This is a genomic window from Pacificimonas flava (genome assembly GCF_000342165.1).
Lineage (GTDB): Bacteria > Pseudomonadota > Alphaproteobacteria > Sphingomonadales > Sphingomonadaceae > Pacificimonas > Pacificimonas flava.
Window position 1 is genome coordinate 108,651 of sequence record NZ_AMRV01000002.1, and the last position, 26,000, is coordinate 134,650.

A 26,000-nucleotide genomic window follows, 5' to 3' on the forward strand; every position below is an offset into this window, starting at 1 on the left:
CATGAACCATTTCGAACTGAAGGACGGCGTCCTCCACGCCGAGGATGTCAGCCTGCCCGCCATCGCGGACCAGGTCGGTACGCCCTTCTACTGCTATTCCCTTTCCACGCTTCAGCGGCATTACCGTGTCTTTGCGGAGGCTGTGGCACAGGCCGGCAATGCGCCCCCCCTCGTCGCCTATGCCGTGAAGGCGAACCCCAATCAGGCCGTGATCGCCGCCCTCGCGGCGGAGGGGGCGGGCGCCGACGTCGTCTCCCTCGGCGAAATGAAGCGCGCGCTCGCCGCCGGCGTCCCGGCTGACCGGATCGTCTTTTCCGGCGTCGGCAAGACGCGGGCGGAAATGGACGCCGCGCTTGCCGCCGGCATTTTCCAGTTCAACCTCGAATCCCTGTCTGAGGCGGACATGTTGTCGGCCGCCGCGCAGGCCGCCGGTCGCCCCGCACGCGCCGCCTTCCGCGTCAATCCCGATGTCGACGCCGGCACGCATGCGAAGATTTCCACTGGCCGGGCGGAAAACAAGTTTGGCATTCCCATCGACACGGCGCGGGACGCCTTCGCCCATGCCCGAAGCCTTGGGCATATCGACCTGGCCGGCGTCGCGGTGCACATCGGCAGCCAGCTGACAGACCTGGCGCCGCTGGAAACCGCGTTCGGTCACGTCGGCGCGCTGATCGCCGATCTGCGCGCCGACGGGCACGACATCCGCACCGCAGATCTGGGCGGCGGCCTCGGCATCCCCTACGCCCCCGGCGATCCGGAGCCGCCGCTGCCGAAAGCCTATGGCGAGATGGTCCAGCGTACAGCCGCGGGCTGGGACGTGCGCCTGGTCTTCGAACCCGGGCGCCTCATCACCGGCAATGCCGGCGTCCTTGTATCCCGGGTCGTCCGACTGAAGCAGAATGGCGAGCGCCGCTTCGTCATCGTCGATGCGGCCATGAACGATTTGATGCGACCGGCGCTCTACGACGCCTATCACCAGATTTCCGCAGTTCAGCCCGGCGGCGAGACATTCACCGCCGACATCGTCGGTCCGGTCTGCGAAAGCGGCGACACCTTCGCGCAGCAGCGCGGAATGGACAGGGTGGACGCCGGGGACCTTCTCGTCTTTCGCACGGCAGGCGCCTACAGTGCCACCATGGCATCGACTTACAACACCCGTCTCCTCGCGCCGGAGGTGATGGTGTCGGGCGCGGACTGGTCGGTGATCCGGGCGCGCCGCTCCTATGAGGAGCTGATCGCCGCCGACAGCATACCGGAATGGATACGCACGCGGTGACGATGGAGGCGCGGCGGCAGGGCGGTGACGGCCTTCGCCCGGCCGCGCTGCGCCGCCTGCTTCCCGCCGCGGTCGTCATCTGGGCGGAGCGTGCGTTCGCCGCCGAAATCGGCTGGACGGCCGCGCTTTGGCTCGGGTGGACGGCGCTGGCGCTGACCGGCGTCCTCGGCGCCCTTCCCGGGGGACTGCGCATCGCGCTGTTCGCCGCGCTGATCCTGACGAGCGCCGCGGCTGTCCTGCGGGCGGCGATCCGCATCGCCCTGCCCCGCCGGCAGGACGTCTTCGCGCGCCTCGACCGTGGTGGCGGCCTCCTTCTCGGCTCCACCAGCTTCACCGGCGCCGCCCCGGCCGCGGTGGAGGGGGACATCGGCGCCGCGCTTTGGCGCCGCGCTCAGGCCGATGCTGCCCGCCGCCCGCCGCGCATCGGCCTGCCGCGCCCGCAGCTTTCCGGCGACCTGCGCGCCGCTCTTGTGGGCCTGTCCGCCCTCACGCTGCTCGGCCTCGTGCTTGCGGGTCGTGAGGCCCCCTCCCGCCTAGAACGCGCCTTCTCGCCATGGGCCGTGCCGCTCACCGCCTATAGTTTCCGGGGAGAGGTCGCGCCGCCGGACTATGCGCCCGGCCCCGCGCGGCAGTTCGAACTCACCGGCGGCGGCACGCGCGCCATAGAGCTTCTGTCCGGCGGCCGCATCGAGATCGAACGGCTCGCCGGCCCGGGCGACTGGCATATCCTGTCCCCGGCCGGGACGCGCGTCGATCCCGCCTTCGTCCCGCGCCGCGGCGGCGTCTGGCGCATCGTCACGGACGGCGGGCGCACCCTCGCCGCCTTGCGCATTGGCCTCGCCAGCGACGGCGTGCCGGAGGTGCGGTTCGACGGCGACCCGGTCCGCAACGCGACCGGCGCTCTGTCGCTCGGCTACCGGCTGACGGATGATCACGGTACGCTCTCGCTGGCGCTGGAGGTGAGCGGCGGCCGGGCGCCGGCGCGCACCTATTCGCTGGCGGAGGCGATCCAGCCCGGCACCGGCCGGGTCTTCGCCGACCTCAGCGCCGATCCACGTGCCGGGGAGCGGGCGCGGCTGACACTGATCGCCGCCGACGGGGCGGGCAATATCGGCCGCTCTCCGCCCCTTCTCGTCGAACTGCCGGTAAAGACGTTCACCGATCCGGTGGCCCGCCGGATCATCGCCATCCGAAAGCGGCTGATGCAGGGGGATGCGATCAGCCGGGTCGTGCGCGACCTGACGGAAATCGCGGTTCGCCCGGAGAGCTTCGACGAGCGCACGGACATTTTCGTCGGTCTGCGCAGCGCCGCGTGGCGCCTGCTGCACTCGCCGGAGGAAACCGCTCGTCCCCAGGTGGCCGACATTCTGTGGGACGTGGCGTCCGATCTTGAGGATGGCGGCACCAGCCGGGCGCTGGAGGATCTGCGCGCGGCCATGGAGCGCCTCATGCAGCAGGCGGACTCGGGCGACGACGAACTGCTCGCGGAACTGACGCGCCAGCTCGAAAACGCCATGGGCGAGTATCTGCGCCGCCAGATCGAGGCGGCGATGAAGGCTGGGGAGGTCCCGCCCGCCGCCGCAGCGATGCAGAACATGGCGCCCAGCGTCGACACCAGCTTCCTGCAGGCGATGATGGAGGATCTGAAGGACCGCCTCGCTGCCGGCGACACGGAGGGCGCGCAGCAGGCGCTGCAGAACCTGCGCGGCCTGATGGAATCCATCCAGTTCGGCGCCTCCGCCCCCGATCCGCAGGCCGCCATGCGCGCGGAAGCGATGCGGGAGGCCGCCGACAAGCTGCGGCAGGCGGAGGCGCAGCAGGGCCAGCTGCGGGACGATACGATCGCCGAGGCGGTGCGCCAGGCGATTCGCGAGGACGAGGCCATGCTGGAGGCGCTTGGCGGGCAGCAGGAGGAAATCGGCGAGATGGTCGGCGCCGCCGCGCGGGAAATGGAGGCGCTCGGCGCCGGGGTGCCGGGCGAGTTGGGGGAGGCGCGCGCCGCCATGCGCGCCGCTGCCCGCGCGCTTGGGGATGGCGACGCCGCCACGGCCGCGCAGGCGCAAAGCGAGGCGCTGCGCAAGCTGGGCGAGGCCAGCGACAAGCTGCAGCAGCAGGCCGAGCAGATGGCGCGGCAGGCGGCGGGCGGCCTGCCGCAGCCCGGCCAGTCCGGCAGCGGCGTCGATCCCCTCGGCCGCCCAGGCCAGGGCTTCGGCATGGGCAATGTGACGATCCCGGACGAGCAGCGGATGCGCCGTGTGCAGGAAATTCGCAGGATTTTGGAGGAACGCGCCGCGGACCCCTCGCGTAGTGAGGCGGAACGCTCCTATTATCTCAGGCTATTAAAGAGGTTTTGATGCAAAAGGTTCGTACCGCCGTTTTCCCCGTCGCCGGCCTCGGCACCCGCTTCCTGCCCGCCACCAAGGCAGTGCCGAAGGAGATGCTGCCCGTCGTCGACAAACCGCTCATCCAATATGCCGTGGAGGAGGCGCTGGAGGCCGGCATCGAACAGCTCGTTTTCGTCACCGGGCGCGGCAAGTCCGCCATCGAGGATCATTTCGACATCGCCTACGAGCTCGAGGCGACCATGGATTCGCGCGGCAAGGACAAGAGCGCGCTCGCCGGCACGCGCCTCGGGCCCGGCCGCATCGCCTATGTCCGCCAGCAGGAACCGCTCGGCCTCGGTCATGCCGTCTGGTGCGCGCGCTCCGTCGTCGGCGACGAGCCGTTCGCCGTCATCCTGCCCGACGAGCTTCTGGTCGGCCAGCCCGGCTGCCTGAAGCAGATGATGGACGCTTATGAGAAGGTCGGCGGCAACATCGTTTGCGCTCTGGAGGTCGATCCGGCCGAAACCTACAAGTACGGCGTGGTCGACCCCGGCGCCCGCGACGGCGCCCTGACGGAGGTGAAGGGCCTCGTCGAGAAGCCGAAGCCGGAAGATGCGCCCTCCAACCTCATGCTGCCCGGTCGCTACATCCTGCAGCCGCAGGTGATGGAGATCCTGAAGGATCAGGAAACCGGTGCCGGCGGGGAGATCCAGCTGACCGACGCCATGGCCGCCATGATCGGCACGCAGCCCTTCCACGCCTTCACCTTCGAGGGGGAGCGGCACGATTGCGGCGACAAGGCCAGCTTCGTCAACGCCACCCTCGCCCTTGCCCTCGCGCGGGACGACATCGCGCCCGCCGTGCGCGCCTTCGCGGCCGAACGCCTGGGATAGGCCGCATGGCCGCCGCGCCGCCGCCGCTCGGAAAGTATCTTGGAGAGATACGCGCCCTCGGGGCGCTTGCCAGCTTCCTGTGGAGCGGCGCGGGCGCGGCGGCCGACGCGTACCTGCCGCGCGGCGACGGCCATCCCGTCATCGTCTATCCGGGGCTTCTCGGCTCGGACCTGACAACGCAGGCGCTGCGCAGCCGGCTCGCGGGCCTCGGCTACGAGGTGCATGGCTGGGGGCTGGGCCAGAATCTCGGCCTCAAACCCGACACCCTGTCGGAAATCCGCTCGCAGCTCGTCGCGGTGACGCGCGCGGCCGGTCGCCCCGCCAGCCTGTTCGGCTGGAGCCTCGGCGGCCTTTTCGCGCGGGAGGTGGCGAAGCGCCGCCCCGACTGCGTGCGCCTCGTCATCACGGCCGGCACGCCCTGCATGGGCGATCTGCACGCCACCAATGCCTGGCGCACCTACGAGCGGCTGAATCGCCACGCCATCGACGATCCGCCCATCGATATCGACCTGGAAACCCTACCGCCCGTTCCCGTCACCTCGATCTATTCGGAGGAGGATGGCATCGTTTCGCCGGGCTGCGCCGATATTGGCTGCGGCGCGCGCCACGAGACGATCCGCGTCGACTCGACGCACATAGGGCTCGTCTGGAGCGCAGAGGTGCTTGCCATTGCCGCCGACCGTCTGGCACAGGTCGAGGGGGAGTGGGCGCCCTATACGACCGATGGCGCGGGACACGCCGCGTCGCCGCTTTAGAACACGCCGCTTAGAACACGCCGCATGCAACCTGGGCTGCCCGCCCGCAGCAGGACGACCCTTACACCGATGCTGACCGTTTATCTGGGCGAGCGTGCCCGCGCCGCCTCCTGGTTCGACAATCTGAAATCCGGGTACGTCCGCTGGGCGCATGAGCGCGGCCACACGCCAAAGGGCCGGGCGCTCCTCGCCCGCGGCGCGGCAGCGCCGCTATCCAGCTGGACCGCCTTTCGCGCCAGCCAGCTCGCCATTTGCGACCTGCCGCGCATGATTGAGGTGGATGTGCCCTGGTGGAACCGCCAGGCCGCGCTCGCTGTCGACCGCTTCCTCGCGGAAAGGGAGGCCCCGCGCGTCTTCGAATTCGGCAGCGGCGCTTCCACCGTCTGGCTCGCCCGCCGGGCCGCGCATGTCGTCAGCGCCGAACCGTTTCAGGAATGGGCCGATGCGCTCGCGCCCCGGCTCGAACCCTATGGCGACACGCGGCTCGTCGTCCGCCCCGTCCGCGCGGGCGGCGGACCCTTCGCCGAGAGCATTGCAGAGGTCGGCGGCCAGTACGACCTGATCGTTGTCGACGGCCGCGAGCGCGTCGCCTGTCTGCACCGCGCGCTGCCGCACCTTGCGCCCGGCGGCATGATCCTGTTCGACGACAGCGCCCGCCCCCGCTACCGCGCCGGCATCCGGGAGGCGCTGACCCGATCCGGCCTGCGGGAAACCCGCCACTTCGGCCCCGCCTTCGCCAAGCCCTACCCGGACCACACCAGCATCATTCGCTGACGCCTAGCGCATCTCTTGCAATCAAGGCCGTCATGCCCAGCACCAGCATCATGAGCGGGTAGGGATAGAACATTGCGCCGTCATATAGCGACATTGTCAGAAGCCCTGCGATCATCATGATCGGCGGCAACGCCCGCTCGCCCGATTTCCACGCCGCTTTGCCCGCTTTCGTCAACGCCCACAGCAACAAGGCCAGAAACGGCGCGGCACCGACCGCGCCCCACTGAAAGGCAGTTTGAAGCATCACATTGTGCGGATGATTGAATGCATTGTCCGCGAGCGCCCGCCGGAAGCGCCCCTGTCCATGTCCAAACAGGGGGCGCTTCGCAATCGCTTCGCCCGATCTCTTCCACAGCGTTACCCGGCCCGAACTCAGCGCGTCCACACTTTGCTGCCGCTCTGGACCAATCGACCCAACAATACGCGCAAGGCCATATTGCGGCGCCGGGGGCGTCCATATTGCGGCGATTGGCACAGCGACGAGCACACCGCCCGCCGCGATGGCGAACAGGCGCAGGCGCCTTGCGCGCCGCAAAAGCATGGCACCCGCGACCAGGCTCATCGCGAAAGCGGCAAGCGGACCTCGGGACCCCGACCAAATGCTAAGTCCCAAAAGAATTCCGGCCGCCAAGATCCAAAGCATCGTCTGACACCTGCCGCCCGCCGTTACAGCCAGGCCAATGGAAAGCGTTGCTCCGACGAGCGAATAATAGCCCAGATGCCGCACGTTCGTGCTGGCAAGACCGAAGTGGCCCCAATCGAAATCCGGTACGCTGAGCGCACGCACGGCAAAAGCGATGACCAAGACGCAGAACGGCAACAGCGCCGCAGCGATTCCCGCCCATAGCTGCCGGTCGGTCTCGCCCGATGCCCCGGCGGAGCGGGTCAGGATCGCATAGCAGGACAGCCCGAACAGACCATGCAGGCACCAACTCGCCAGTTCCAAGAGGCCGATGATCGTTCCGGGACCCGGACGCAGCAAACTCGCGCCGGCCAGCAGGAACAAGGCGGCCGCGCTCACCGCTGCCCGGCGCGGCAACAACGCCCATAGCTCCCGAAGCCCGAATCCGCTCGCATGGGCGCGCAGAACGACCAGGAACTCCGCAAACAGCACTGGCACGGAAAAGAATTTCAGGATCGAGACGTTCCCCGCCGATTGCCACAGGTCCCAGGACATGATCGCGAAGAGCAGCGGCGCCGACAGGACGATGATCCGCATCTGCGCGCTGGGATCAATTTTGATCCCGCGAAGCCGCCGCGCGGAGAAATCGCCGATCCCTGGTCTGGTCTGCACGTGCGTCCTCTCCGCCTTCCGCGCACTCTTTTTATCCAACAACTCTTGCGGACCGGTAAACCATTCCCCCTCGTCGTTAAGACCGCCTTTACGACGCGGCGACTAACCCCGGAACGAGCGGGATGCGCGCCGAGCGCCCCCGCAGTAGACGGGACAATGCCGATGCACGCAGTCAGGTTCGAACGCCGGACGCCGCAAGAGGCCGCTCAATTCGGCATCTCCGGGGCGGACGCTCGTCATTCCCATTGGCGCGCGCGGTGGCAGCGATATGCGGGACCGGAACTGACCTTCGTTGCCCTGCTGACGCTTATCGGCGTCGCCCTTGCCATCACGCATGGTGTGTCCATCGCCCTTCCCGGCGCTGCGACGCTCGCGATTTTCGGAATACACTATCTGGTGCCGGTTGCGACAATGGGCATCTGGGCCGGGGTGCTGTTCGTCCAGCGTCGCTCAGGCGAGATCCTGTATTACGCGCTCGTCTTCGCAGCCTACCTGCTGCTGCTCGTCCTGCATTTCAATCTGAAGCTATGGATTCCGGTGCTCAATCCCGCGGCCTGGGACGATGTCTACTGGCAGACGGACAGGGCGATGCAGCCGGTCATTGCGCTTGCCTATGCCGGCCACAACTGGCTGCAATCGGCGTTCGGCAATATCGACAGCTGGTATCTGTTCGGCTTCGTGCTGATGTTCTACTTCAGCTATATCCTGCACGCGGTGCAAAGCCCGCTCGTGTTTCGCCGGCTCGTCCTCTCCTCCTTCCTGGTGCAGGGACTCGGCGGCCTTGCCTATCTGGTTGCCCCGGCCGTGGGACCTTTTATCTATCAGGAGGGGGCGAACGCGCTCGCCACCGAAACCCAGGCGGACATGCTTGCCGCGCATCAGGCCATCCGGCACCAGGGGGCGAGCTGGCTCAACCTGAACGCTGAGCATATCCTGACCGGCGGCCTCGCCGCCATGCCATCGCTGCACACGGCGGCGTCAGCGGTCTTTCTCTACTTCGCCTGGCGCTATCTGCCGGGCCTCGTCGTCCTCTATCTGCCGGCCTTCGGCTTCATCCTGATGGAGGCGGTCGCAACGCGCTGGCATTATATCGTCGACCTGCCCGCCGGGGCTGCGCTGGCTGCCTTTTCCATCTGGGCCGCACATTGTCTTTACCCCGACGAGGATAGCAGACGCCGGGCGGAGGTGCTGAAGGTCTGAGGGAGGCCCGCCGGAAGAAACAGCGGTCTCGGATCGCGCGAAGAGGCTTCAGTTCGCGGCGACGTCTCGCTTCGTGCGCAGGGTGTTCAGGCGCTTTTCGGCCTGGGCACGCTCGCTGTCATTGTCGGCGCGGGCGAGGCGCTGCTCGGCGCGCTCGATCTCGGCGGTCAACTGCTCGGCATCGATGTTCGCGACCGGCTCGGCCCGCTCTGCAAGGATCGTCAGGCCCGTTTCGTTCACCTCGGCAAAACCGCCCTCGATGAAGATGCGCTCGGCCGGGCCGCCGGCGGCCTCGTAGACCTCGATCGCGCCGGCGCGGATGGTCGACATCATCGGCGCATGGCCCTCCAGCACGGCGAAATCGCCCTCGGCGCCCGGCACGACCACCTGGTGGACCGTTCCCGACCGCAGCTGCTTTTCCGGGCTGACGAGTTCGAACTGAAGCGCCATCGTTATCCGTGCCTATTCATGCCGCCGCCGCGCCCGTCTGCCGGGTGCAGCGGCCTGGGTTGAGTGCGCCCCGCCGCGCGGCGGCTGCGGGACCGTGGGAGTTGGGCGGCGCCTGCTTGACGTGGCGGGCGCCGTCCCTCTCCCCAGCATGACGGGGAGCGGGCCGCGACCCGCCCCCGCCATGTGTTACGCCGCGTCGGCCGCCATCTTGCGCGCCTTCTCGCGCGCTTCGTCGATGCCGCCGACCATGTAGAATGCGCTTTCCGGCAGGTCGTCGTGCTTGCCCTCGACAACTTCCTTGAAGCTGCGGATCGTGTCCTCCAGATCCACGAACTTGCCGGGGATGTTGGTGAACACCTCCGCAACGTGGAACGGCTGCGACAGGAATCGCTGAATCTTGCGCGCGCGGGCAACGGTCAGCTTGTCCTCCTCGGACAGTTCGTCCATGCCCAGAATGGCGATGATGTCCTGCAGCGATTTGTATTTCTGCAGGATTTCCTGAACGGCGCGGGCCGTCTCGTAATGCTCCTGACCGACGGTGCGCGGCTCCAGAACGCGGCTGGTGGAATCGAGCGGATCGACCGCCGGGTAGATACCCAGTTCCGAAATCGCGCGGTTGAGAACCGTCGTCGCGTCGAGGTGGGCGAAGGAGGTGGCGGGCGCCGGGTCGGTCAGATCGTCGGCCGGCACGTAGATGGCCTGCACGGACGTGATCGACCCCTTGTTCGTCGAGGTAATGCGCTCCTGCAGATTGCCCATGTCGGTGGCCAGCGTCGGCTGATAGCCCACGGCGGATGGGATGCGGCCGAGGAGCGCCGACACTTCGGAGCCCGCCTGCGTGAAGCGGAAGATGTTGTCGACGAAGAACAGCACGTCCTGATTCTCCTGGTCGCGAAAATATTCCGCGATGGCGAGGCCGGACAGCGCGACGCGCGCACGGGCACCCGGCGGCTCGTTCATCTGGCCGTAGACCAGCGCGACCTTGGAGCCTTCGGAAATGGCGTTACCTTCAGCGTCCTTCGCGATGACGCCCGCATCCAGGAACTCGTGATAGAGGTCGTTGCCCTCGCGCGTGCGCTCGCCGACGCCCGCGAAGACGGAGGTGCCGCCATGGCCCTTTGCGATGTTGTTGATCAGCTCCTGGATCAGCACGGTCTTGCCGACGCCCGCGCCGCCGAACAGGCCGATCTTGCCGCCCTTCGCATAGGGGGCGAGAAGGTCGATGACCTTGATGCCCGTCACCAGGATGGAGGTTTCGGTGGACTGGTCGATGAACAGCGGCGCTTCGGCGTGGATCGGCGCCCGCTGCTTCGCGCCGATAGGGCCGCGCTCGTCGATCGGCTCGCCGACGACGTTCATGATGCGGCCGAGCGTTTCCGGGCCGACCGGCATCAGGATCTGCGCGCCCGTGTCGGTCACTTCCTGACCGCGAACCAGGCCGTCCGTGCCGTCCATGGCGATGGTGCGGACCATGTTCTCGCCAAGGTGCTGCGCAACCTCCAGGACGAGGCGCTTGCCATTGTTCTGCGTTTCCAGTGCCGACAGGATTTCCGGCAGCTCGGTGTCGAACTGCACGTCGACGACGGCGCCGATCACCTGAGCGATGCGGCCGATATTGTTCGTGGTGGGCTGCGTTGCCATGCTCTTCAGTTCCTTGCGGTCTACAGCGCTTCGGCGCCGGAAATGATCTCCACCAGCTCGGTCGTGATGACGGCCTGGCGGGTACGGTTATACTGGATGGTGAGGGTGTTGATCAGGTCGCCGGCATTGCGCGTGGCATTGTCCATGGCGGTCATCGAGGCGCCCTGCTCCGATGCGGCGTTCTCGAGCAGCCCCTTGAAGATCTGCACCGCGACGTTACGCGGCAGCAGCTCGTCGAGGATCGCCTCTTCGGACGGCTCGTACTCGATCGGCCCCGTCGCGCGCTCCGCATCGGCGTCGGAGGATACCGGCACGGGGATGATCTGCTGCTCGGTCGGCTGCTGGACGAGCGCGCTCTGGAATTTCGAGAAGAAATAGTGCGCCACGTCGAACTCGCCCTCACGGAAGCGGGCGACGAGATCCTGCCCCACGCGGCGGGCATATAGGAAATCGACGTTCTTCACGTCGGCGAAGTCCTGGAAATGCACGATGCGGCCCGGATAGATGCGGTTGATGACCGCGCGGCCCTTCTTGCCGATCAGGTAGAACTTCACCTCCTTGCCGGCGGCGATCAGCTTGTCGGCCGTCTGGCGCGCGCGCTTGACGATGTTCGCGTTGAACGCGCCGGCAAGGCCGCGGTCGGAGGTCGCGACGACCAGCAGGTGCACGTCCGCCTTGCCCGTGCCCACGAGGAGCGGGGAGGCCCCCGGCCCCGGCGTGATGCGCTGGCTCAGCGAGGCCATCACCTCGCCCATCTTCTCGGCATAGGGACGCGCCGCCTCGGCCGCTTCCTGCGCACGGCGCAGCTTCGCGGCGGCGACCATCTTCTTCGCCTTGGTGATCTTCTGGGTCGATTTGACCGAGGAGATCCGGTTCTTGAGGGTCTTCAGGCTGGCCATGTGGCTTCGGTCGGCTTCCTACTTCGTGGCGCCGCCCCGGCAGCGGGCCGGGGCGGCGATGGTCCGGATGGATCAGGCGAAGGTGCGCGTGAATTCCTTCAGGATTTCGTGCAGCGACTTCACCGTGTCGTCCTCCAGCTTGCCGGACGTGCGGATCGAGTCCAGCACATCCTTGTGGTTCGCCCGCATGTCGGTGAGGAACGCGCTTTCGAAGCGGGTGACGTCGTCCGTCGGGATGCCGTCCAGATACCCCTCGACGCCGGCGAAGATGGAGACGACCTGCTCCTCGACCGGCATCGGCGAATACTGGCCCTGCTTCAGCAGCTCCGTCAGGCGCGCGCCGCGGTTCAGCAGCTTCTGCGTCGACGGGTCGAGGTCCGAACCGAACTGCGCGAAGGCCGCCATTTCGCGGTACTGCGCCAGATCCAGCTTGATGGAGCCCGCGACCTTCTTCATCGCCTTGGTTTGCGCGGCACCGCCGACGCGGCTGACTGACAGGCCCACGTTGATGGCCGGACGGATGCCCTGATAGAACAGCTCCGTCTCCAGGAAGATCTGGCCGTCGGTGATCGAGATGACGTTCGTCGGAATATAGGCGGACACGTCGCCGGCCTGCGTCTCGATGATCGGCAGCGCGGTCATCGAACCCGCGCCGTTCGCCTCGTTCAGCTTCGCGGCCCGCTCCAGCAGGCGGCTGTGCAGGTAGAAAACGTCGCCCGGATAGGCTTCGCGGCCCGGCGGACGGCGCAGCAGCAGCGACATCTGGCGATAGGCCACGGCCTGCTTCGACAGATCGTCATAAACGATCAGCGAGTGCATGCCGTTGTCGCGGAAATATTCCGCCATGGCGCAGCCGGTATAGGGCGCCAGATACTGCAGCGGCGCCGGCTCGGACGCGGTGGCGGCGACGATGATGGAATATTCCATCGCGCCGTTTTCCTCCAGCGCGCGGACGAGCTGCGCGACCGTGGAGCGCTTCTGGCCGATTGCGACATAGACGCAGTACAGCTTCTTCGATTCGTCGTCGCCGGCGTTCACGCCCTTCTGGTTGATGATCGCATCGACCGCGACGGCGGACTTGCCGGTCTGGCGGTCGCCGATGATCAGCTCGCGCTGGCCGCGACCGATGGGGACGAGCGCGTCGACGGCCTTCAGGCCTGTCTGCATCGGCTCGTGCACCGACTTGCGCGGGATGATACCCGGCGCCTTCACCTCGACCAGCTTGCGCTCGACATTCTCGATCGGCCCCTTGCCGTCGATCGGGTTGCCCAGACCGTCAACGACGCGCCCCAGCAGGCCACGGCCGACCGGCACGTCGACGATCTCACCGGTGCGGCGAACCGTGTCGCCTTCTTTGATACCAGCGTCGGAGCCGAAGATGACGACGCCGACATTGTCGCTTTCCAGGTTCAGCGCCATGCCCTTGATGCCGCCGGGAAACTCGACCATCTCGCCGGCCTGCACCTGGTCGAGGCCGTACACGCGGGCGATGCCGTCGCCGACCGACAGCACTTCGCCGACCTCCGAAACCTGCGCTTCGGTGCCGAAATCGGCGATCTGCTGCTTGATGACGTCGGAAATCTCAGACGGGCGAATGTCCATTATGCTGCGCCTTTCATGGCCCGACCGATATTGTCGAGCTTGGTCTTCAGTGAGGAATCGATGAGGCGGCTGCCGACCTTGACGATCAGCCCGCCCAGAATGTCGGGATCGACGCGGGTGTCGAGCGCCACGTCCTGGCGATAGCGCGCGCGAAGCTGCGCCTTCAACGCATCCTCCTGCGTCGCGGTCAGCGGATGGGCAGAGGTCACCTCGGCGGTGATCTCTCCGCGCGCGGCGGCCGCCAGCGTCTGATAGGCGCGGATGATCTGCGGCAATGCGGCCAGGCGCCGGTTGCGCGCCAGGACGCCCAGGAACTTCACGACCAGCGGATGGAGGCCCAGCCGCCCTGCGACCGCCTCCATCGCGCGCGCGGCCTCCTCGCGCCCCAGCAGCGGCGAGGAGATGAGCGCGCGCAGCTCGTTCGAATCGGCCAGCGCCGCCTTCAGCGTCGTCATGCTGGCCTCGACCTCCGCCTCGCGCTTCTCTTCGCGGGCGAGTTCGTAAAGCGCAGTGGCGTAACGGCCGCCAAGGCCGTGCACAACGCTTCCCATATTTGCAGAGCTAATCGTGTCCACGCCCTATACCACGCCCCGTTTCGTCAAGCCCGTCGTCCGGCAGTCTGAGTGAGTCGATTGCCGAAGCGCATAAGAAATAGGGCGCCGCCTCCATACGAGAGACATGGCACCCTTCCGCTCCAACGGCGCCCCGGCTAGCAAACGGGGGCCGTCAAAGCAAGTCGTGAGGGAGTCGCCGCGCCCCGGGCACGGCACGTCGTCGGACCGCGTTCGCGGGCCTACCCCCCGCCCCAGACCTCCGCCAGTCGGCCGTCGCGGCCGCAGGTGGTGCGATAGAATTTATAACGCAGCGGATTCTTTCGGTAATAATCCTGATGATAGGGTTCGGCCGGATAGAAATGGCGCGTCGAGACGATTTCGGTCGCGACCGGTCGTCCCAACGCTTCCGTCACCACGCGCTTCGATTCGGTCGCCAGTCGCCGTTCCTCGGCAGTCGTGGGAAAGATGGCCGATCGGTAGCTGTCGCCCTTGTCGCAGAACTGCCCCTCGGCATCGAACGGATCGATATTGTGCCAGAAGACATCCAGCAGATCCTGGTAGGTCAGCTTTCTGGGATCGTAGCTGACGCGTACCGATTCGTAATGGCCGGTGCCGCCTGCGGTTACCTGTTCGTACGTGGGTTCCGGCACCGTCCCGCCCGCATAGCCGGACACCGCCTCATAGACGCCGGGCAGCTTTTCGAAGTCGGCTTCGGCGCACCAGAAACAGCCCATCGCAAAATAAGCGCGTTCCTCTGGCGCGCCCTCCGGGACGCCGCCGCTTGCGGCAAGCGCGGCGGTGGCGGTGGCGGTCAGCGCGAGCGCGCCGGCCGCGGCGAGGCGAAAGACGGGGATCATGCCTTCGGCACCGGCCTGAACGTCAGGGCGACGCCATTGATGCAGTGGCGCTTCCCCGTGGGCGGCGGCCCGTCGTCAAAGACATGGCCGAGGTGGCTGCCGCAGCGCGCGCAGTGAACCTCCGTGCGGCTCATGAGCAGGCTGTCGTCCTTCATGGTGCCGACCGCGCCCATCACCGGCGCATAGAAGCTCGGCCAGCCGGTGCCGGATTCGAACTTGGTCACGGACGTATAGACCCGGTTGTCGCAGCCGGCGCAGTGAAAGACGCCGCGCCGCTTCTCGTCGTTCAGGGGGCTGGTAAAGGCGCGTTCCGTGCCCGCCTCGCGCAGCACATGATACTCCGCTTCGGTCAGCATCTCCCGCCACTCCCGCTCGGAGTGGGAAACCGGAAAATCGCCCTTTGCCACCGATCCGGCGCGCACGGGCCATGCCGCGGCTGCAGCGCACAGACCGGCGCCGGCGCCCAGAATGCCGCGTCTCGTGAATTGCATGCGTTCGGCCTGCACCCGCTTCTCCCTCATCTTTCCCGAAGGAACGAAACGGATACGTGTTCGGATGCAGATTTTCCCTCGCGGCGCCGCCCGCCCGCGGGCGGAGCCGAAACATGAAGCCGCGCCGGCGGGGGCTGGTTCAGGCGTCCTCGCTCGCCATCAGATCCTCGACGCTAAGGCCCAGACGCCGAACATGCGCGTGGATGCGCGGCCAGTCCCCCGTCAGGAAGCTGCGCCGCTCGTCGCTCACCAGCTGTTCGCGCGCGCCGGCCACGACGAACAGGCCCAATCCGCGGCGTGCCTCGACCAGGCCTGCCGCCTGCAGTTCCTGATAGGCCTTTGAGACGGTCAGCGGATTGACCGCTTCCTTGGCGGCCAGCGCGCGAACGGAGGGCAGCGCCTCGCCCACGCGGAAATTCTCGTCCATGATTCCCGCCGCAATGCGGTCGCGAATCTGCAAATAGATGGGTCGTTCGGTCTGCCACATGACTGTAGTAAGATAATAGCACAGCAACTCACGCGCAAGCGCGCCCTCGCTTCGCGCTGGCGCGACCTTCTGCCGCGCATTATCTGTTCGGTCGATGGCAGGTCCCGAAACCATGACAGAGGATGCTCTTTCGCCGGACGACCCTTATGTCCGGCAGGCGCAGACCTACCCGACGCTCGCTTCGGACAAGGTCGCCAGGCTCTGTCGATTCGGCGACAGACGCACCTGCCGGGCCGGCGACATGCTGTTTCGTCGCGGCGATCGCGGCGCCAGCTTCTTCCTGATCCTGTCCGGTGGCTGCGAGACGTTCGACGAGACGGATCGCGGAGAGGCGCGCCGGCTGACGCTGCACGGCGCCGGCCAGTTCACCGGGGAGCTCGATCTTTTCAACGACCGAAAGACCCTCGTTTCCGCGCGCATGGTGGAGGACGGGGAGGTTCTGGCCGTCCCGCGCCAGAAATTTCGGCAGCTGATCCAGGCCGAACCCGACATTGGCGAGATCATCATGCGGGCGTTCATTCTGCGCCGCGTCGGCATGATGCGCCACCGGCGCGGCGGTGTCGTGCTGATCGGGCCGGGCCGGGCCGCCGACACGCTGCGCATCCAGCGTTTCCTGTCGCGCAACGGCTATCCCTTCCGGCTTCTCGATACCGACGTCGATCCGGACGCGGAGGGCTTTCTGGACTGCTTCGCGCTCGGCGCCGATGACCTGCCGGTGGTGATCGCCGAACGCACGCCGCTGAAGAATCCCGCCAATCCACATCTTGCCGCCGCGCTGGGCCTCGTCGAGCCGCTCGATGCGGATCATGTCTGGGACGTTGTCGTCGTTGGCGCGGGTCCCGCCGGTCTTGCCGCGTCCGTCTATGCCGCGTCCGAGGGGCTGAAGGTGCTGACGCTGGAGACCCACGCCCCCGGCGGGCAGGCCGGCACCAGTTCGAAGATCGAGAACTATCTCGGCTTCCCGACCGGCATCTCCGGTCAGGCGCTCGCCGGCCGCGCACAGGTGCAGGCGCAGAAGTTCGGCGCCCATCTCGCGATCGCGCGGGAGGCGGTGTCCCTCGACTGCGAGGCGGTCCCCTACAGCATCGGCCTGGCGACCGGGGAGGCGGTGCGCACGCAGGCGGTGATCCTCGCGCCCGGGGCGCGCTATCGGCGGCTCGCCCTCGAGGGGTATGACCGGTTCGAGGGCGCGGGCATTCACTATGCGGCCACCAATATGGAGGCCGAGCTTTGCGCGGGCGAGGAGGTCGTGGTCGTCGGCGGCGGCAACAGCGCCGGCCAGGCCGCCATCTTCCTCGCGCGCCTCGCCCGCCATGTGCACATCGCGGTACGTTCGGGCGGCCTTGCCGCCAGCATGTCGGATTATCTGGTGCAGCGCATCGACGCGGCGCCGAACATCACGCTCCACACGCACACGGAGGTTTGCCGGCTTGCGGGCGGGGACGGCCTCGAAGAGGTCGCGCTGACGAACGGCGACGGCGTGGTCCGGACGCTTGCCTGCCGCAATCTGTTCGTGATGATCGGGGCCGTGCCCAATACCGACTGGCTGGACGGATGCCTGCCCCTCGACGAGCGCGGCTTCATCCTGACCGGCAAGTGCGGGCGCGGCACCAATCTGGACAGTCCCTATGCCACATCCCGGCCGGGCATCTTCGCGGTCGGCGATGTCCGCTCCGGCTCGGTGAAGCGCGTGGCAAGCGGGGTCGGAGAGGGTTCGGTCGTCGTTCAGGCCGTGCACCGGTTCCTGTCGCCGGCGGACATCGCCTCCTGATGGCTGCCGAATCGGCAGCGGGCGCGCACGGCGTCGTGCAGGTGCTGCAACCGGCGATCATGCTCCTCGGCCTCGGCATCCTGTCCGCTCTCGCGTCGAAGGCGCTGCGGCTCAGCCCGATCGTGGGTTACATTCTGGTCGGCGCGGCCATCGCCGCCGCCGGGTTTGCCTCCGCCTTCCGGGGTCCGATCGTCTCCGCCCTGGCGGAAGCGGGCGTCATGTTCCTGCTCTTCAATCTCGGGATGCATTTCTCGCTCAGCCGTATCCTCGAGGAGGCGGGCAACATCTTCGGCTTCGGCGCGCTGCAGATGCTGGTGGCCGGCGGCGGCTTTTCCGGTCTTGCCGTGCTCGCCGGCCTTCCCCTGCCCGCCGCCCTTATCACCGGCTTCGCGCTCGGCCTCTCCTCGACCGCAGTCGTCATCGGCATCATTCGGGAGCGCGATCAGGAGGATTGTCCCGTCGGCCGCGCCGCCCAGTCCATCCTGATCTTTCAGGACATCGCCGCCATCGCGCTTCTGGTGGTGGCGGGCGCGCTCGCGGCGGGGGCCGGCGGAGGCGCCGCGCTCGCGCCCGCGCTCGCCATGGCGGCCGTGAAGGCGGTCGTGGCGTTCATGGCCGCGCTGCTCTTCGCGCGTTACCTGACGGAGCCGCTGTTCCGGCTGATCTCGCGCACCGCTCTTGGAGAGGTTTATACCGCCACCGCGCTGTTCCTGGCGCTCGCGGCCGGCTGGGCGACGGGCCTTGCCGGCCTGTCGCTCACCCTCGGCGCCTTTCTCGGCGGCGTCGCGCTGGCCGAATCGCGATATCGCGTCCTCGTCCAGACGGAGATCGAGGCGTTTCGCGGCCTGTTCCTCGGCTTCTTCTTCATGACCGTGGGCCTGTCGCTCGACATTCCGCTGCTCGCGCGCAGCTGGCCACTGGTCATCGCCGCCGCGCTGCTCCTCACCGCCCTCAAATGCGCGCTCAACATCATTGCCGGACGTCTCAACCGCTGGTCGGTGCCGGGCTCCGTGCAGCTCGGCTTCCTGCTCGGCCAGGGCTCCGAATTCGCGCTGGTGATCTTCGCCATTCCCGCCGTCGCCGCCCTCCTCGGTGCGCAGACGGTCGGCGTCCTCGTCGCCGCCATCGCGCTCAGCCTCGCCCTCACCCCGGCCGTCTCCAACCTCGGCCGCAATCTCGCCGGAAAGCTGCGCCGGGGTCCGGCCGACAGGAAGCTGCCCGGCGACGACGCACCCGTCATCATCGTCGGCCTGGCGGAGACGGGCCGGGCGCTTGCCGACGCCCTGACGGAGGTGGGGATCGACTATCTGGCGCTGGAGCCCGACCGCGACCGCTTCGAAACCGCCGTCGCGGACGGCTACCAGGTGCATTACGCCACCAGCGGCGATCCGCGCAGCTGGGACGTCCTCTCCCTCACCCGCCGCCGCGCCATCGCGCTGACCACGCCGCGCGTCGAGCGCGTCCTCGAACTGTCGCCGCTGGTGCAGGAGCGGCTGCCCGGTCTCGCCCGCTTCGTGGCGCTCGACGGCGCGGAACATCATGATATGATCCGCGAAAACGGCGCGCTGCCGGTCGATATCAGCGGCGAGACGGGGCACGGCGCCCTGATCGCGGCGGTTCTGGATGCGCTCGGCGCCAATGACGACAAAGAGGATTTCGATGCCAAAGCCGCTTGAAACCGCCGCCGTCCTTCTGGCCGGCACCGTTGCCTTCGCCGCGCCGGCCGCCGCGCAGGTGACGGAGGACGCCGTGATGCGCTGCGCCGTCATCGTCGCGGGCGAGGAGCGGCTGGCCTGCTTCGACGAGATCGCGCGCGGCCTCGGCCCGGACGCGGCGCAGCAGATCGACGCCCGCCGGGCAGAGGAGGCCGCCGCCGCCCGCGCCGCAGCCGAAGAGGCCCGCCTCGCCGCCGAACGCGCCGCCGCGGAGGCCGAGCGCGAAGCCCAGCTCACTGCCGAGGAGGCCTATGGGCGAGAGGATTTCGCCCCCGGCGAGGGCTATCAGGGCAAGGCGCTCGACGAAATCAGCGCCACCATCACCCGCGCCGACCGGCAGTCCGGCGACGAATGGATCCTCTACCTCGACAATGGGCAGGTCTGGCGGGCGGACGAAAGCATCCCTGTCGGCGTCCGCGCGGGCAAGGAGGTGGTCATCAAGCGCGGCTTTGCCGGCAGCTATCGCATGACGGTCGGCAGCCGCTCGTCTCAGGCGACGCGCATCCGCTGACCTCTACCCCTCCTCCGCCAGCCCGCGCAGTTCGTAGATCAGGTCGAGCGCGGCGCGCGGGGTCAGTTCGTCGGGCCGAACCGCACCCAACCGTTCGCGCAAGGGGTCGGCGGCCGGCGTTTCCGCAGCGCGACTGGCCGAGAACAGCGGCAGGTCCTCCAGCCCGGCGGCGATCCCGCCCGTCTCCGCGCGCCGGCTTTCGAGTTTCGCCAGCACCTCGCCCGCGCGCTTCACCGCGCCGTCCGGCATGCCCGCCAGCCGCGCCACGGCAAGGCCATAGCTTCGGTCCGCCGCGCCGGCGATGACCTCGTGCAGGAACACGAGCTCGCCCTTCCATTCGCGCACCCGCACCGTCGCCAGCGCCAGCGCGTCCAGCCGCTCCGCCAGCGCCGTCAGTTCGTGGTAATGGCTGGCGAACAGGCAGCGGGCGCGAAGTTCGTCATGCACCGATTCCAGCACCGCCCAGGCGATGGCGAGGCCGTCATAGGTCGACGTGCCGCGCCCCACCTCGTCCAGGATGACCAGCGACCGGTCCGTCGCCTGCCGCAGGATGGCCGCCGTCTCGACCATCTCCACCATGAAGGTGGAGCGCCCCTCCGCCAGATTGTCGGACGCGCCGACGCGGCTGAACAGCCGGTCGACGACGCCGATCCGGGCCGAGGCCGCCGGCACGAAGCTGCCCGCCTGCGCCATGATGGCGATCAGCGCATTCTGCCGCAGAAAGGTCGACTTGCCGGCCATGTTCGGTCCCGTCACCAGCCAGGCACGCTGCGCCCGCGACAGGTCGCAATCATTGGCAACGAAGGTGCCGGACTGCAGCGCGGCCTCCACCACGGGATGGCGCCCCTTCTCGACCGCGAAATCATGGCCGCCGTCCACCACCGGCCGCACCCAGCCGCGCCGCGCCGCCAGTTCGGCAAGGCCCGCCGCCACGTCCAGCCGCGCCAGCGCCGCCGCCGTGCGCTCGATGACCGGCGCATGCGCCACCACGCTCTCGCGCAGCGCCGCGAAATGCTCCGCCTCCAGCGACAGGGCGCGGCTCTGCGCCTGCGCGATTCGCGTCGCCAGTTCGGCCAGCGCTTCCGAATTGAAGCGCACCGCGTTCGCCAGCGTCTGCCGGTGCGTATAGGGGCTGTCCGCCGCCATCAGCGCATCGGCATGTTTCGGGGCCACCTCGATGAAATAGCCAAGGACGTTGTTGTGCTTCACGCGCAGGGTCTGGACGCCGGTTTCGCTTCGATACTCCGCCTCCAGCGCGGCGATGTGCCGGCGCGCGTCCTTCGCCAGGCTGCGATGCTCGTCCAGCGCCTCGTCATAGCCCTCGGCGACGAAGCCGCCCTCGTTCACCGACAGGCCCGGCTCCGGCACCAGCGCGCGGCTCAACCTCCCCGTCAGTTCGCCATTCGGGCCGATCGCGGCGAGCAGGTCGGCCAGCATCGGCGGCGGCCCCAGCAACGTCGCGACGGCCAGCCGGTCCCGAATCTCGTCCGCGCGCATCAGCCCATCGCGCAGCTGCCCCAGGTCGCGCGGACTGCCGCGCCCCGCCGCCAGCCGGCCGAGCGCGCGTTCCAGATCGGGCACCGCCTTCAGATCCCCGCGCAATGTCCCGCGCACCGCGCCGCCCGCCTCGAAGGCGGCGACCAGATCAAGCCGCGCCGCGATCCGTGCCGGGTCCGTCAGCGGCGCGGCGATGTCCGCCGCCAGCAGCCGCGCGCCCGCTGCCGTGCGCGTCTCGTCCAGACATCCGGTCAGCGATCCCTTGCGCTCGCCCTTCGCCGTGCGCGCGATCTCCAGGCTTTCGCGCGTCGCGGCGTCGATGGCCATGAAGCCCCCCGGCAATTCGCGTTCGGGCGCGCGCAGGCGAACGGCGGCGGCCATCTGCGTCGCCTCGACATAGGCAAGGAGCGCGCCGGCCGCGGCGATTTCCGCGCGCGTGAAATCGCCCAATCCCTTCAGCGCGCCCACGGCGAAGCGGGATTTCAGCGCCGCCTCGCCGCGCGCGGAATCGAAATCGCCCTTCGGTAGCGGGGTCAGCGGCCATTCGCCCGGCACGTCCGCCCCCTCCGCCACGATCAGTTCGGCCGGGTCGAGGCGCGCCAGCTCCGCGCCCAGCGCATCCGGCGTGACGGGCGCGGTGCGAAAGCCGCCCGTCGACATGTCGCACCAGGCGAGCGCGCGTTCTCCGCCCACTTCGGCCAGCGCCGCCAGATGATTGGCCGCCCGCGCATCCAGCAGCGCCTCCTCCGTCAGCGTGCCCGGCGTCACCACGCGCACGATTTCCCGCCGCACGACGGATTTCGACCCGCGCTTCTTCGCTTCCGCCGGGTCCTCGACCTGATCGGCGATGGCGACGCGGAAATCCTTGGCGATCAGGCGCGCCAGATAGCTTTCCGCGCTGTGCGCCGGCACGCCGCACATCGGCACCGGCTCGCCCGCATGTTCGCCCCGCTTCGTCAGCGCGATGTCCAGCGCCGCGGCCGCCCGCACGGCATCGTCGAAGAACAGTTCGAAAAAATCGCCCATGCGAAAGAACAGCAGCGCACTCTCCCCCGCCTGCGCCTTCAGCGACAGGAATTGCTGCATCATCGGCGACGCGGCCGCCGCCTTCGGTGCCGTCTTTTCAGCCATATCGCTCTTGCCCGTATCGGGCGCGGTATCGGGGGCGGCATCGGAGGCGCTGGTCTTCGCTGTCGGCATGATGCGCGCTCATAGGCCCCGCCGCCGCCGCCGTCATCACGCACGTCACCCCGCACGCGGACTTCCATAATAGGATCTCATCCCGCATCCTGCCGGCAGGCGGGCTGGCCCCCCGCCGCGCCGCCGCCGATGCGCCGATGCGAAAGAGGCCCCTGCCTCCGCAGGGGCGACGACTTGGAGAGAGGGCGAATGAAAAGACTAGCGGAACATCGTCGCCCCCTGAACATCTCCCCCTGCCGTCGCCCCTGCGAAGGCAGGGGCCCATCCACAGAGCTGCGGGAAAGAACCGGCCCCAAAACCCCCGCACCCGCCCGCATACGAGTGTCCAACTTGTCAACTTCGCGTCGGCGGCCCTGTGTCCACGTCGCGTCAACTTCGCGAAGACATGGAAGACCCTCTCCCCTGCCGTCGCCCCTGCGAAGGCAGGGGCCCATCCGCAGAGCTGCGGGAAAGAACCGGCCCCAAAACCCCCGCACCCGCCCGCATATGAGTGTCCAACTTGTCAACTTCGCCCCGCACGACGTGTGTCCACTTCGTGAAGATTCCGCCGTTCTCGCGCCGAAATGGGCCGCCGCCCTTGCCGCCCCCCACCGCTTTCGCCAAAGCGGGGTCAAGCGAGAGATTTGGTTAGGGAAGTCGATTACACGTGGCTGACAAGAAGAAGACGGGTGGCAGTTCGGTTCAGTTTTCGGATGCGGAGGCGCTGCGCTTCCATTCGCAGGGCCGCCCGGGAAAGATCGAGATCGTGGCCTCGAAACCCATGGCGACGCAGCGCGATCTCAGCCTCGCCTACTCCCCCGGCGTTGCCGTCCCGGTGCAGGCCATCGCCGACGATCCCGTCACCGCCTATGACTACACGGCAAAGGGCAACCTCGTCGCGGTCATCTCGAACGGCACGGCCATCCTCGGCATGGGCAATCTCGGCGCGCTTGCCTCGAAGCCGGTGATGGAGGGCAAGGCCGTCCTCTTCAAACGCTTCGCCGACGTCGATTCCATCGACATCGAACTCGATACGGAGGATGTCGAAAAGTTCATTTCCGCCGTGAAGCTGATGGAGCCGAGTTTCGGCGGCATCAATCTGGAGGATATCGGCAGCCCGGACTGCTTCGAGATCGAAAGCCGCCTGCGCGACGAGATGAACATCCCGGTGTTCCACGACGATCAGCATGGCACCGCTATCATCTCCGCCGCCGGCCTGTTCAACGCGCTGGAATTGACGGGCCGCAAGATCGGGGAGGTGAAGCTGGTCGTGAACGGCGCCGGCGCCGCCGCCATCGCCTGCACCGAACTCTTCATCGCCTCCGGCGTGCCCCGCGCCAATGTGCGCATGTGCGATCAGCACGGCGTCATTCACAAGGGGCGGACCGACCTCAATCAGTGGAAATCGACCTACGCCATCGACACGGACGAGCGTACGCTGCGGGACGCGCTGAAGGACGCCGACGTCCTCGTGGGCCTGTCGGTGGCCGGCGCCGTCAGCCAGGACGACATCAAGGGTATGGCGCCGCAGCCCATCATCTTCGCCATGGCGAACCCGGTGCCGGAAATCCTGCCGGAAAAGGTCTATGAGGTGCGTGAGGACGCCATCATGGCGACCGGCCGCTCCGACTATCCGAACCAGGTCAACAACGTCCTCGGCTTTCCCTACATCTTCCGCGGTGCGCTCGACGTGCGCGCGACGACGATCAACGAGGAAATGAAGATCGCCGCGGCGCAGGCGCTCGCCGACCTCGCCAAGGACGCCGTGCCGGACGAGGTTGCCGCCGCCTATGGCAAGCAGCTCTCCTTCGGGCCGGACTACATCATCCCCGCACCCTTCGATCCGCGTCTTATCGAGGCGGTGCCGTTCGCGGTCGCGAAGGCGGCGATGGCGACCGGCGTCGCGCGGCGCCCGATCATCGACGAGGACAGCTACAGGACCGAACTGCGCGCGCGCCTCAATCCGACGACGGCCGTCCTCGAACAGAGCTTCAACGCCGCCCGGGCCAATCCGAAGCGCATCGTGCTGGCAGAAGGCGAGGAGGAGGTGGTGCTGCGCGCCGCCCTCGCCATCAAGGCGAACGGCTACGGCATCCCCGTCCTCGTCGGCCGCGACGAAACGGTGCACGAGAATATGAAAAAGCTCGGCATCGAGGATCTCGACATGTTCGAGATCCAGAACAGCCGCGACAACCCGCTCGTGCCGGGCATGACCGAACATCTCTATCGCCGCATGCAGCGAAAGGGCGCGCTTCACCGCGACGTGCAGCGCTGGGTCAATCAGGATCGCAATTATTTCGCCGCCCTTCTCGTCGCGCTCGGCCATGGCGATGTGCTCGTCACCGGCGTCACACGCCATTTCCAGCAGACCATGCGCCTCGTCGGGGAGGTCATCGATCCCAGCCCGAAGCACAATCCGTTCGGCATCCACATGGTCGTGGGCCGCCACGACACCTATCTGATCGCCGATACGGCGGTGACGGAGCGGCCGACGGCGGAGCAGCTTGCCGATTATGCGGAGCAGACCGCCGCCGTGACCCGCCGCATGGGCCGCACGCCGCGCGTCGCCTTTCTCAGCTATTCGAACTTCGGCAATCCGGAGGGCGAGAATGTCGAAATGGTGCGGCGTGCCGTGAAGCTGCTCGACGATCGCCGCGTCACGTTCGAATATGAGGGGGAGATGTCGGCGGACGTCGCGCTGAACCCCGACATGGCGAAGCTCTATCCCTTCTCCCGCCTGACGGGGCCGGCGAACGTCCTCATCACGCCGGGTCTGCAAAGCGCGAATATCGCGTCGAAGCTCTTGAAGGAACTGGGCGGCGGCCGCGTCATGGGGCCGCTCCTCATGGGCATGTCGAAACCGGTGCAGATCGTTCCGATGACCTCGAACGCCAACGACATCGTGACCATGGCCGTGCTGGCCGCCAGCGGCGTGACGGACTGACAGGGCGGAGGAACGGCGCTAGCGATTGAGACGAACGGCCCCGCCCGCTAGACGGGTGGAAAATCAGACCGCGTACGAACCGAATTTGGGGATCAGGACCGACCTATGACCAAGCCGCCCTTGTTTTTCATTCACGGCATGTGGTCGACCCCGAAGATCTGGGATTGGATGCGGGAGCGGTACGAGGCGCGCGGCTACCGCGTTGCCGCGCCCACCCTCCCGTTCCACGATGCCGACCCGCAGGACGCGCCGGACCCGCTTCTCGCATCCACCAGCGTGCAGGACTATGCCGACGCGCTGTTGGCGCAGGTGCGGGAACTGGACCGGAAGCCTGTCATCGTCGGCCACTCGATGGGCGGCATGCTGGCGCAGCAGATCGCCGCGGCGCACGGGGCGGCGGGCCTCGTCCTTCTTTCGCCGGCGCCGACCGCGCAGACCAGCAGTCTTGCGCTCAGTCCGCTGCGGACGCTGCTCGGCGTCACGACGACCGCGAATTGGTGGCGTTCGCCCACCCGCATCGACGAGGAGCGGGCCCGCTGGGGCATCTTCAACAATGTTCCCGAAACGGAAACGCGGGATGCGCTGGGCGAACTCGTCTGGGATTCTGGCCGGGTGCTGTTCCAGATTTCCATGCCCTTCGCCGACAGCAGCAAGGGGACGCAGGTCGATTATGATCTCCTGACGATGCCCGCCACGGTCGTCGTGGGGAACGAGGATCGGATCACGCCGGTCGGCACCGCCCGCGCGACCGCGCGCAAGCTGAAAGGTGCGGTGGACTACCGCGAACTCGATGGTATCGGCCATTGGCTGTTCCACCCGCCGGTGCGCGAGACGGTGGCGGACGAAATCGACCGGCTGCTACAGCGGGTCGAGGGAAGGATCTGAT

At 67.8% G+C, this 26,000-nt stretch carries 21 protein-coding genes; 11 read left to right on the forward strand and 10 right to left on the reverse strand.

The genetic code is table 11. From position 1 onward, the window contains the following. Nucleotide 1: 1 nt before the first annotated feature. The 5 genes from lysA to C725_RS03315 all read left to right on the forward strand — a co-directional run bounded on the left by lysA (nt 2) and on the right by C725_RS03315 (nt 6,022). Nucleotides 2–1,276: a diaminopimelate decarboxylase gene (gene lysA, locus C725_RS03295; RefSeq protein ID WP_008600141.1), complete on the forward strand. Its 1,275-nt coding sequence runs from the start codon at nt 2–4 to the stop codon at nt 1,274–1,276. Next, the gene (locus C725_RS03300; protein ID WP_038281409.1) at nt 1,258–3,630 is read left to right on the forward strand and encodes a DUF4175 family protein; all 2,373 of its coding nucleotides are present in this window, start codon (nt 1,258–1,260) and stop codon (nt 3,628–3,630) included. Before lysA ends, C725_RS03300 begins: the two co-directional genes overlap by 19 nt. Beyond that, nucleotides 3,630–4,493: a UTP--glucose-1-phosphate uridylyltransferase GalU gene (gene galU / locus C725_RS03305; RefSeq protein WP_008600144.1), complete on the forward strand. Its 864-nt coding sequence runs from the start codon at nt 3,630–3,632 to the stop codon at nt 4,491–4,493. The genes C725_RS03300 and galU overlap by 1 nt, the downstream gene beginning before the upstream one ends. A gap of 5 nt (nt 4,494–4,498) precedes the next feature. Then, nucleotides 4,499–5,248: an esterase/lipase family protein gene (locus C725_RS03310; protein WP_008600145.1), complete on the forward strand. Its 750-nt coding sequence runs from the start codon at nt 4,499–4,501 to the stop codon at nt 5,246–5,248. Nucleotides 5,249–5,317: 69 nt separating this feature from the next. Then, complete coding sequence (locus C725_RS03315) at nt 5,318–6,022, forward strand: class I SAM-dependent methyltransferase (RefSeq protein WP_008600146.1); 705 nt, start codon at nt 5,318–5,320, stop codon at nt 6,020–6,022. Here C725_RS03315 and C725_RS15185 read toward each other — a convergent pair. Next, nucleotides 6,012–7,316, reverse strand: a complete 1,305-nt coding sequence (locus C725_RS15185; RefSeq protein WP_008600147.1) for an O-antigen ligase family protein — start codon at nt 7,314–7,316, stop codon at nt 6,012–6,014. The two genes, C725_RS03315 and C725_RS15185, sit on opposite strands and share 11 nt — an antisense overlap. 156 nt (nt 7,317–7,472) lie before the next feature. Here C725_RS15185 and C725_RS15190 point away from each other — a divergent pair, with 156 nt between their 5' ends. Further along, complete coding sequence (locus C725_RS15190; RefSeq protein WP_160165708.1) at nt 7,473–8,516, forward strand: phosphatase PAP2 family protein; 1,044 nt, start codon at nt 7,473–7,475, stop codon at nt 8,514–8,516. Nucleotides 8,517–8,564: 48 nt separating this feature from the next. Here the strand turns inward: C725_RS15190 and C725_RS03335 are convergent, their stop codons facing one another. The 8 genes from C725_RS03335 to C725_RS03370 form a co-directional block, all read right to left on the reverse strand. Further along, complete coding sequence (locus C725_RS03335; RefSeq protein WP_008600149.1) at nt 8,565–8,966, reverse strand: F0F1 ATP synthase subunit epsilon; 402 nt, start codon at nt 8,964–8,966, stop codon at nt 8,565–8,567. A gap of 186 nt (nt 8,967–9,152) precedes the next feature. After that, entirely contained in the window at nt 9,153–10,607 is a 1,455-nt protein-coding gene (gene atpD, locus C725_RS03340; RefSeq protein WP_008600151.1) for a F0F1 ATP synthase subunit beta, read from the reverse strand. Nucleotides 10,608–10,627: 20 nt separating this feature from the next. Continuing rightward, on the reverse strand, nt 10,628–11,506 hold the full coding sequence (locus tag C725_RS03345; protein ID WP_008600153.1) for a F0F1 ATP synthase subunit gamma: 879 nt from the start codon (nt 11,504–11,506) through the stop codon (nt 10,628–10,630). Nucleotides 11,507–11,578: 72 nt separating this feature from the next. Further along, complete coding sequence (gene atpA, locus C725_RS03350; protein ID WP_008600154.1) at nt 11,579–13,108, reverse strand: F0F1 ATP synthase subunit alpha; 1,530 nt, start codon at nt 13,106–13,108, stop codon at nt 11,579–11,581. After that, entirely contained in the window at nt 13,108–13,659 is a 552-nt protein-coding gene (locus C725_RS03355; RefSeq protein WP_038281415.1) for a F0F1 ATP synthase subunit delta, read from the reverse strand. Before C725_RS03355 ends, atpA begins: the two co-directional genes overlap by 1 nt. 242 nt (nt 13,660–13,901) lie before the next feature. After that, nucleotides 13,902–14,519, reverse strand: coding sequence for a peptide-methionine (S)-S-oxide reductase MsrA (gene msrA / locus C725_RS03360; protein ID WP_008600156.1), 618 nt, complete (start codon nt 14,517–14,519; stop codon nt 13,902–13,904). Continuing rightward, nucleotides 14,516–15,025: a peptide-methionine (R)-S-oxide reductase MsrB gene (gene msrB / locus C725_RS03365; protein ID WP_008600157.1), complete on the reverse strand. Its 510-nt coding sequence runs from the start codon at nt 15,023–15,025 to the stop codon at nt 14,516–14,518. The genes msrA and msrB overlap by 4 nt, the downstream gene beginning before the upstream one ends. Before the next feature lie 124 nt (nt 15,026–15,149). After that, on the reverse strand, nt 15,150–15,611 hold the full coding sequence (locus C725_RS03370) for a GntR family transcriptional regulator (RefSeq protein WP_008600158.1): 462 nt from the start codon (nt 15,609–15,611) through the stop codon (nt 15,150–15,152). Here C725_RS03370 and C725_RS03375 point away from each other — a divergent pair. Genes C725_RS03375 through C725_RS03385 form a run of 3 tightly spaced genes read left to right on the forward strand, consistent with a single transcriptional unit; the run spans nt 15,610 to nt 19,494 of the window. Then, nucleotides 15,610–17,268 (forward strand): FAD-dependent oxidoreductase, encoded by a 1,659-nt coding sequence (locus C725_RS03375; RefSeq protein ID WP_008600160.1) that lies wholly within the window; start codon nt 15,610–15,612, stop codon nt 17,266–17,268. The genes C725_RS03370 and C725_RS03375 overlap by 2 nt on opposite strands. After that, complete coding sequence (locus tag C725_RS03380) at nt 17,268–18,944, forward strand: cation:proton antiporter domain-containing protein (RefSeq protein WP_008600161.1); 1,677 nt, start codon at nt 17,268–17,270, stop codon at nt 18,942–18,944. The genes C725_RS03375 and C725_RS03380 overlap by 1 nt, the downstream gene beginning before the upstream one ends. Continuing rightward, complete coding sequence (locus tag C725_RS03385; protein ID WP_008600162.1) at nt 18,928–19,494, forward strand: hypothetical protein; 567 nt, start codon at nt 18,928–18,930, stop codon at nt 19,492–19,494. The genes C725_RS03380 and C725_RS03385 overlap by 17 nt, the downstream gene beginning before the upstream one ends. Before the next feature lie 3 nt (nt 19,495–19,497). Here the strand turns inward: C725_RS03385 and mutS are convergent, their stop codons facing one another. Next, the gene (mutS, locus tag C725_RS03390; RefSeq protein WP_008600164.1) at nt 19,498–22,191 is read right to left on the reverse strand and encodes a DNA mismatch repair protein MutS; all 2,694 of its coding nucleotides are present in this window, start codon (nt 22,189–22,191) and stop codon (nt 19,498–19,500) included. A gap of 646 nt (nt 22,192–22,837) precedes the next feature. On the opposite strand from mutS, the gene C725_RS03395 reads away from it, so the two are divergent. Further along, nucleotides 22,838–25,114: an NADP-dependent malic enzyme gene (locus C725_RS03395; RefSeq protein WP_008600165.1), complete on the forward strand. Its 2,277-nt coding sequence runs from the start codon at nt 22,838–22,840 to the stop codon at nt 25,112–25,114. Between the two features lie 105 nt (nt 25,115–25,219). Continuing rightward, the gene (locus tag C725_RS03400; protein WP_008600168.1) at nt 25,220–25,999 is read left to right on the forward strand and encodes an alpha/beta hydrolase; all 780 of its coding nucleotides are present in this window, start codon (nt 25,220–25,222) and stop codon (nt 25,997–25,999) included. The last annotated feature ends 1 nt before the right edge of the window (nt 26,000 follow it).

Coding starts and splice junctions, on each gene's coding strand:
- lysA (WP_008600141.1), top strand. CDS start 2: ATGAACCATTTCGAACTGAAGGACGGCGTCCTCCACGCCGAGGATGTC.
- C725_RS03300 (WP_038281409.1), top strand. CDS start 1,258: ATGGATACGCACGCGGTGACGATGGAGGCGCGGCGGCAGGGCGGTGAC.
- galU (WP_008600144.1), top strand. CDS start 3,630: ATGCAAAAGGTTCGTACCGCCGTTTTCCCCGTCGCCGGCCTCGGCACC.
- C725_RS03310 (WP_008600145.1), top strand. CDS start 4,499: ATGGCCGCCGCGCCGCCGCCGCTCGGAAAGTATCTTGGAGAGATACGC.
- C725_RS03315 (WP_008600146.1), top strand. CDS start 5,318: ATGCTGACCGTTTATCTGGGCGAGCGTGCCCGCGCCGCCTCCTGGTTC.
- C725_RS15190 (WP_160165708.1), top strand. CDS start 7,473: ATGCCGATGCACGCAGTCAGGTTCGAACGCCGGACGCCGCAAGAGGCC.
- C725_RS03335 (WP_008600149.1), bottom strand. CDS start 8,966: ATGGCGCTTCAGTTCGAACTCGTCAGCCCGGAAAAGCAGCTGCGGTCG.
- atpD (WP_008600151.1), bottom strand. CDS start 10,607: ATGGCAACGCAGCCCACCACGAACAATATCGGCCGCATCGCTCAGGTG.
- C725_RS03345 (WP_008600153.1), bottom strand. CDS start 11,506: ATGGCCAGCCTGAAGACCCTCAAGAACCGGATCTCCTCGGTCAAATCG.
- atpA (WP_008600154.1), bottom strand. CDS start 13,108: ATGGACATTCGCCCGTCTGAGATTTCCGACGTCATCAAGCAGCAGATC.
- C725_RS03355 (WP_038281415.1), bottom strand. CDS start 13,659: ATGGGAAGCGTTGTGCACGGCCTTGGCGGCCGTTACGCCACTGCGCTT.
- msrA (WP_008600156.1), bottom strand. CDS start 14,519: ATGATCCCCGTCTTTCGCCTCGCCGCGGCCGGCGCGCTCGCGCTGACC.
- C725_RS03375 (WP_008600160.1), top strand. CDS start 15,610: ATGACAGAGGATGCTCTTTCGCCGGACGACCCTTATGTCCGGCAGGCG.
- C725_RS03370 (WP_008600158.1), bottom strand. CDS start 15,611: ATGGTTTCGGGACCTGCCATCGACCGAACAGATAATGCGCGGCAGAAG.
- C725_RS03380 (WP_008600161.1), top strand. CDS start 17,268: ATGGCTGCCGAATCGGCAGCGGGCGCGCACGGCGTCGTGCAGGTGCTG.
- C725_RS03385 (WP_008600162.1), top strand. CDS start 18,928: ATGCCAAAGCCGCTTGAAACCGCCGCCGTCCTTCTGGCCGGCACCGTT.
- mutS (WP_008600164.1), bottom strand. CDS start 22,191: ATGCCGACAGCGAAGACCAGCGCCTCCGATGCCGCCCCCGATACCGCG.
- C725_RS03400 (WP_008600168.1), top strand. CDS start 25,220: ATGACCAAGCCGCCCTTGTTTTTCATTCACGGCATGTGGTCGACCCCG.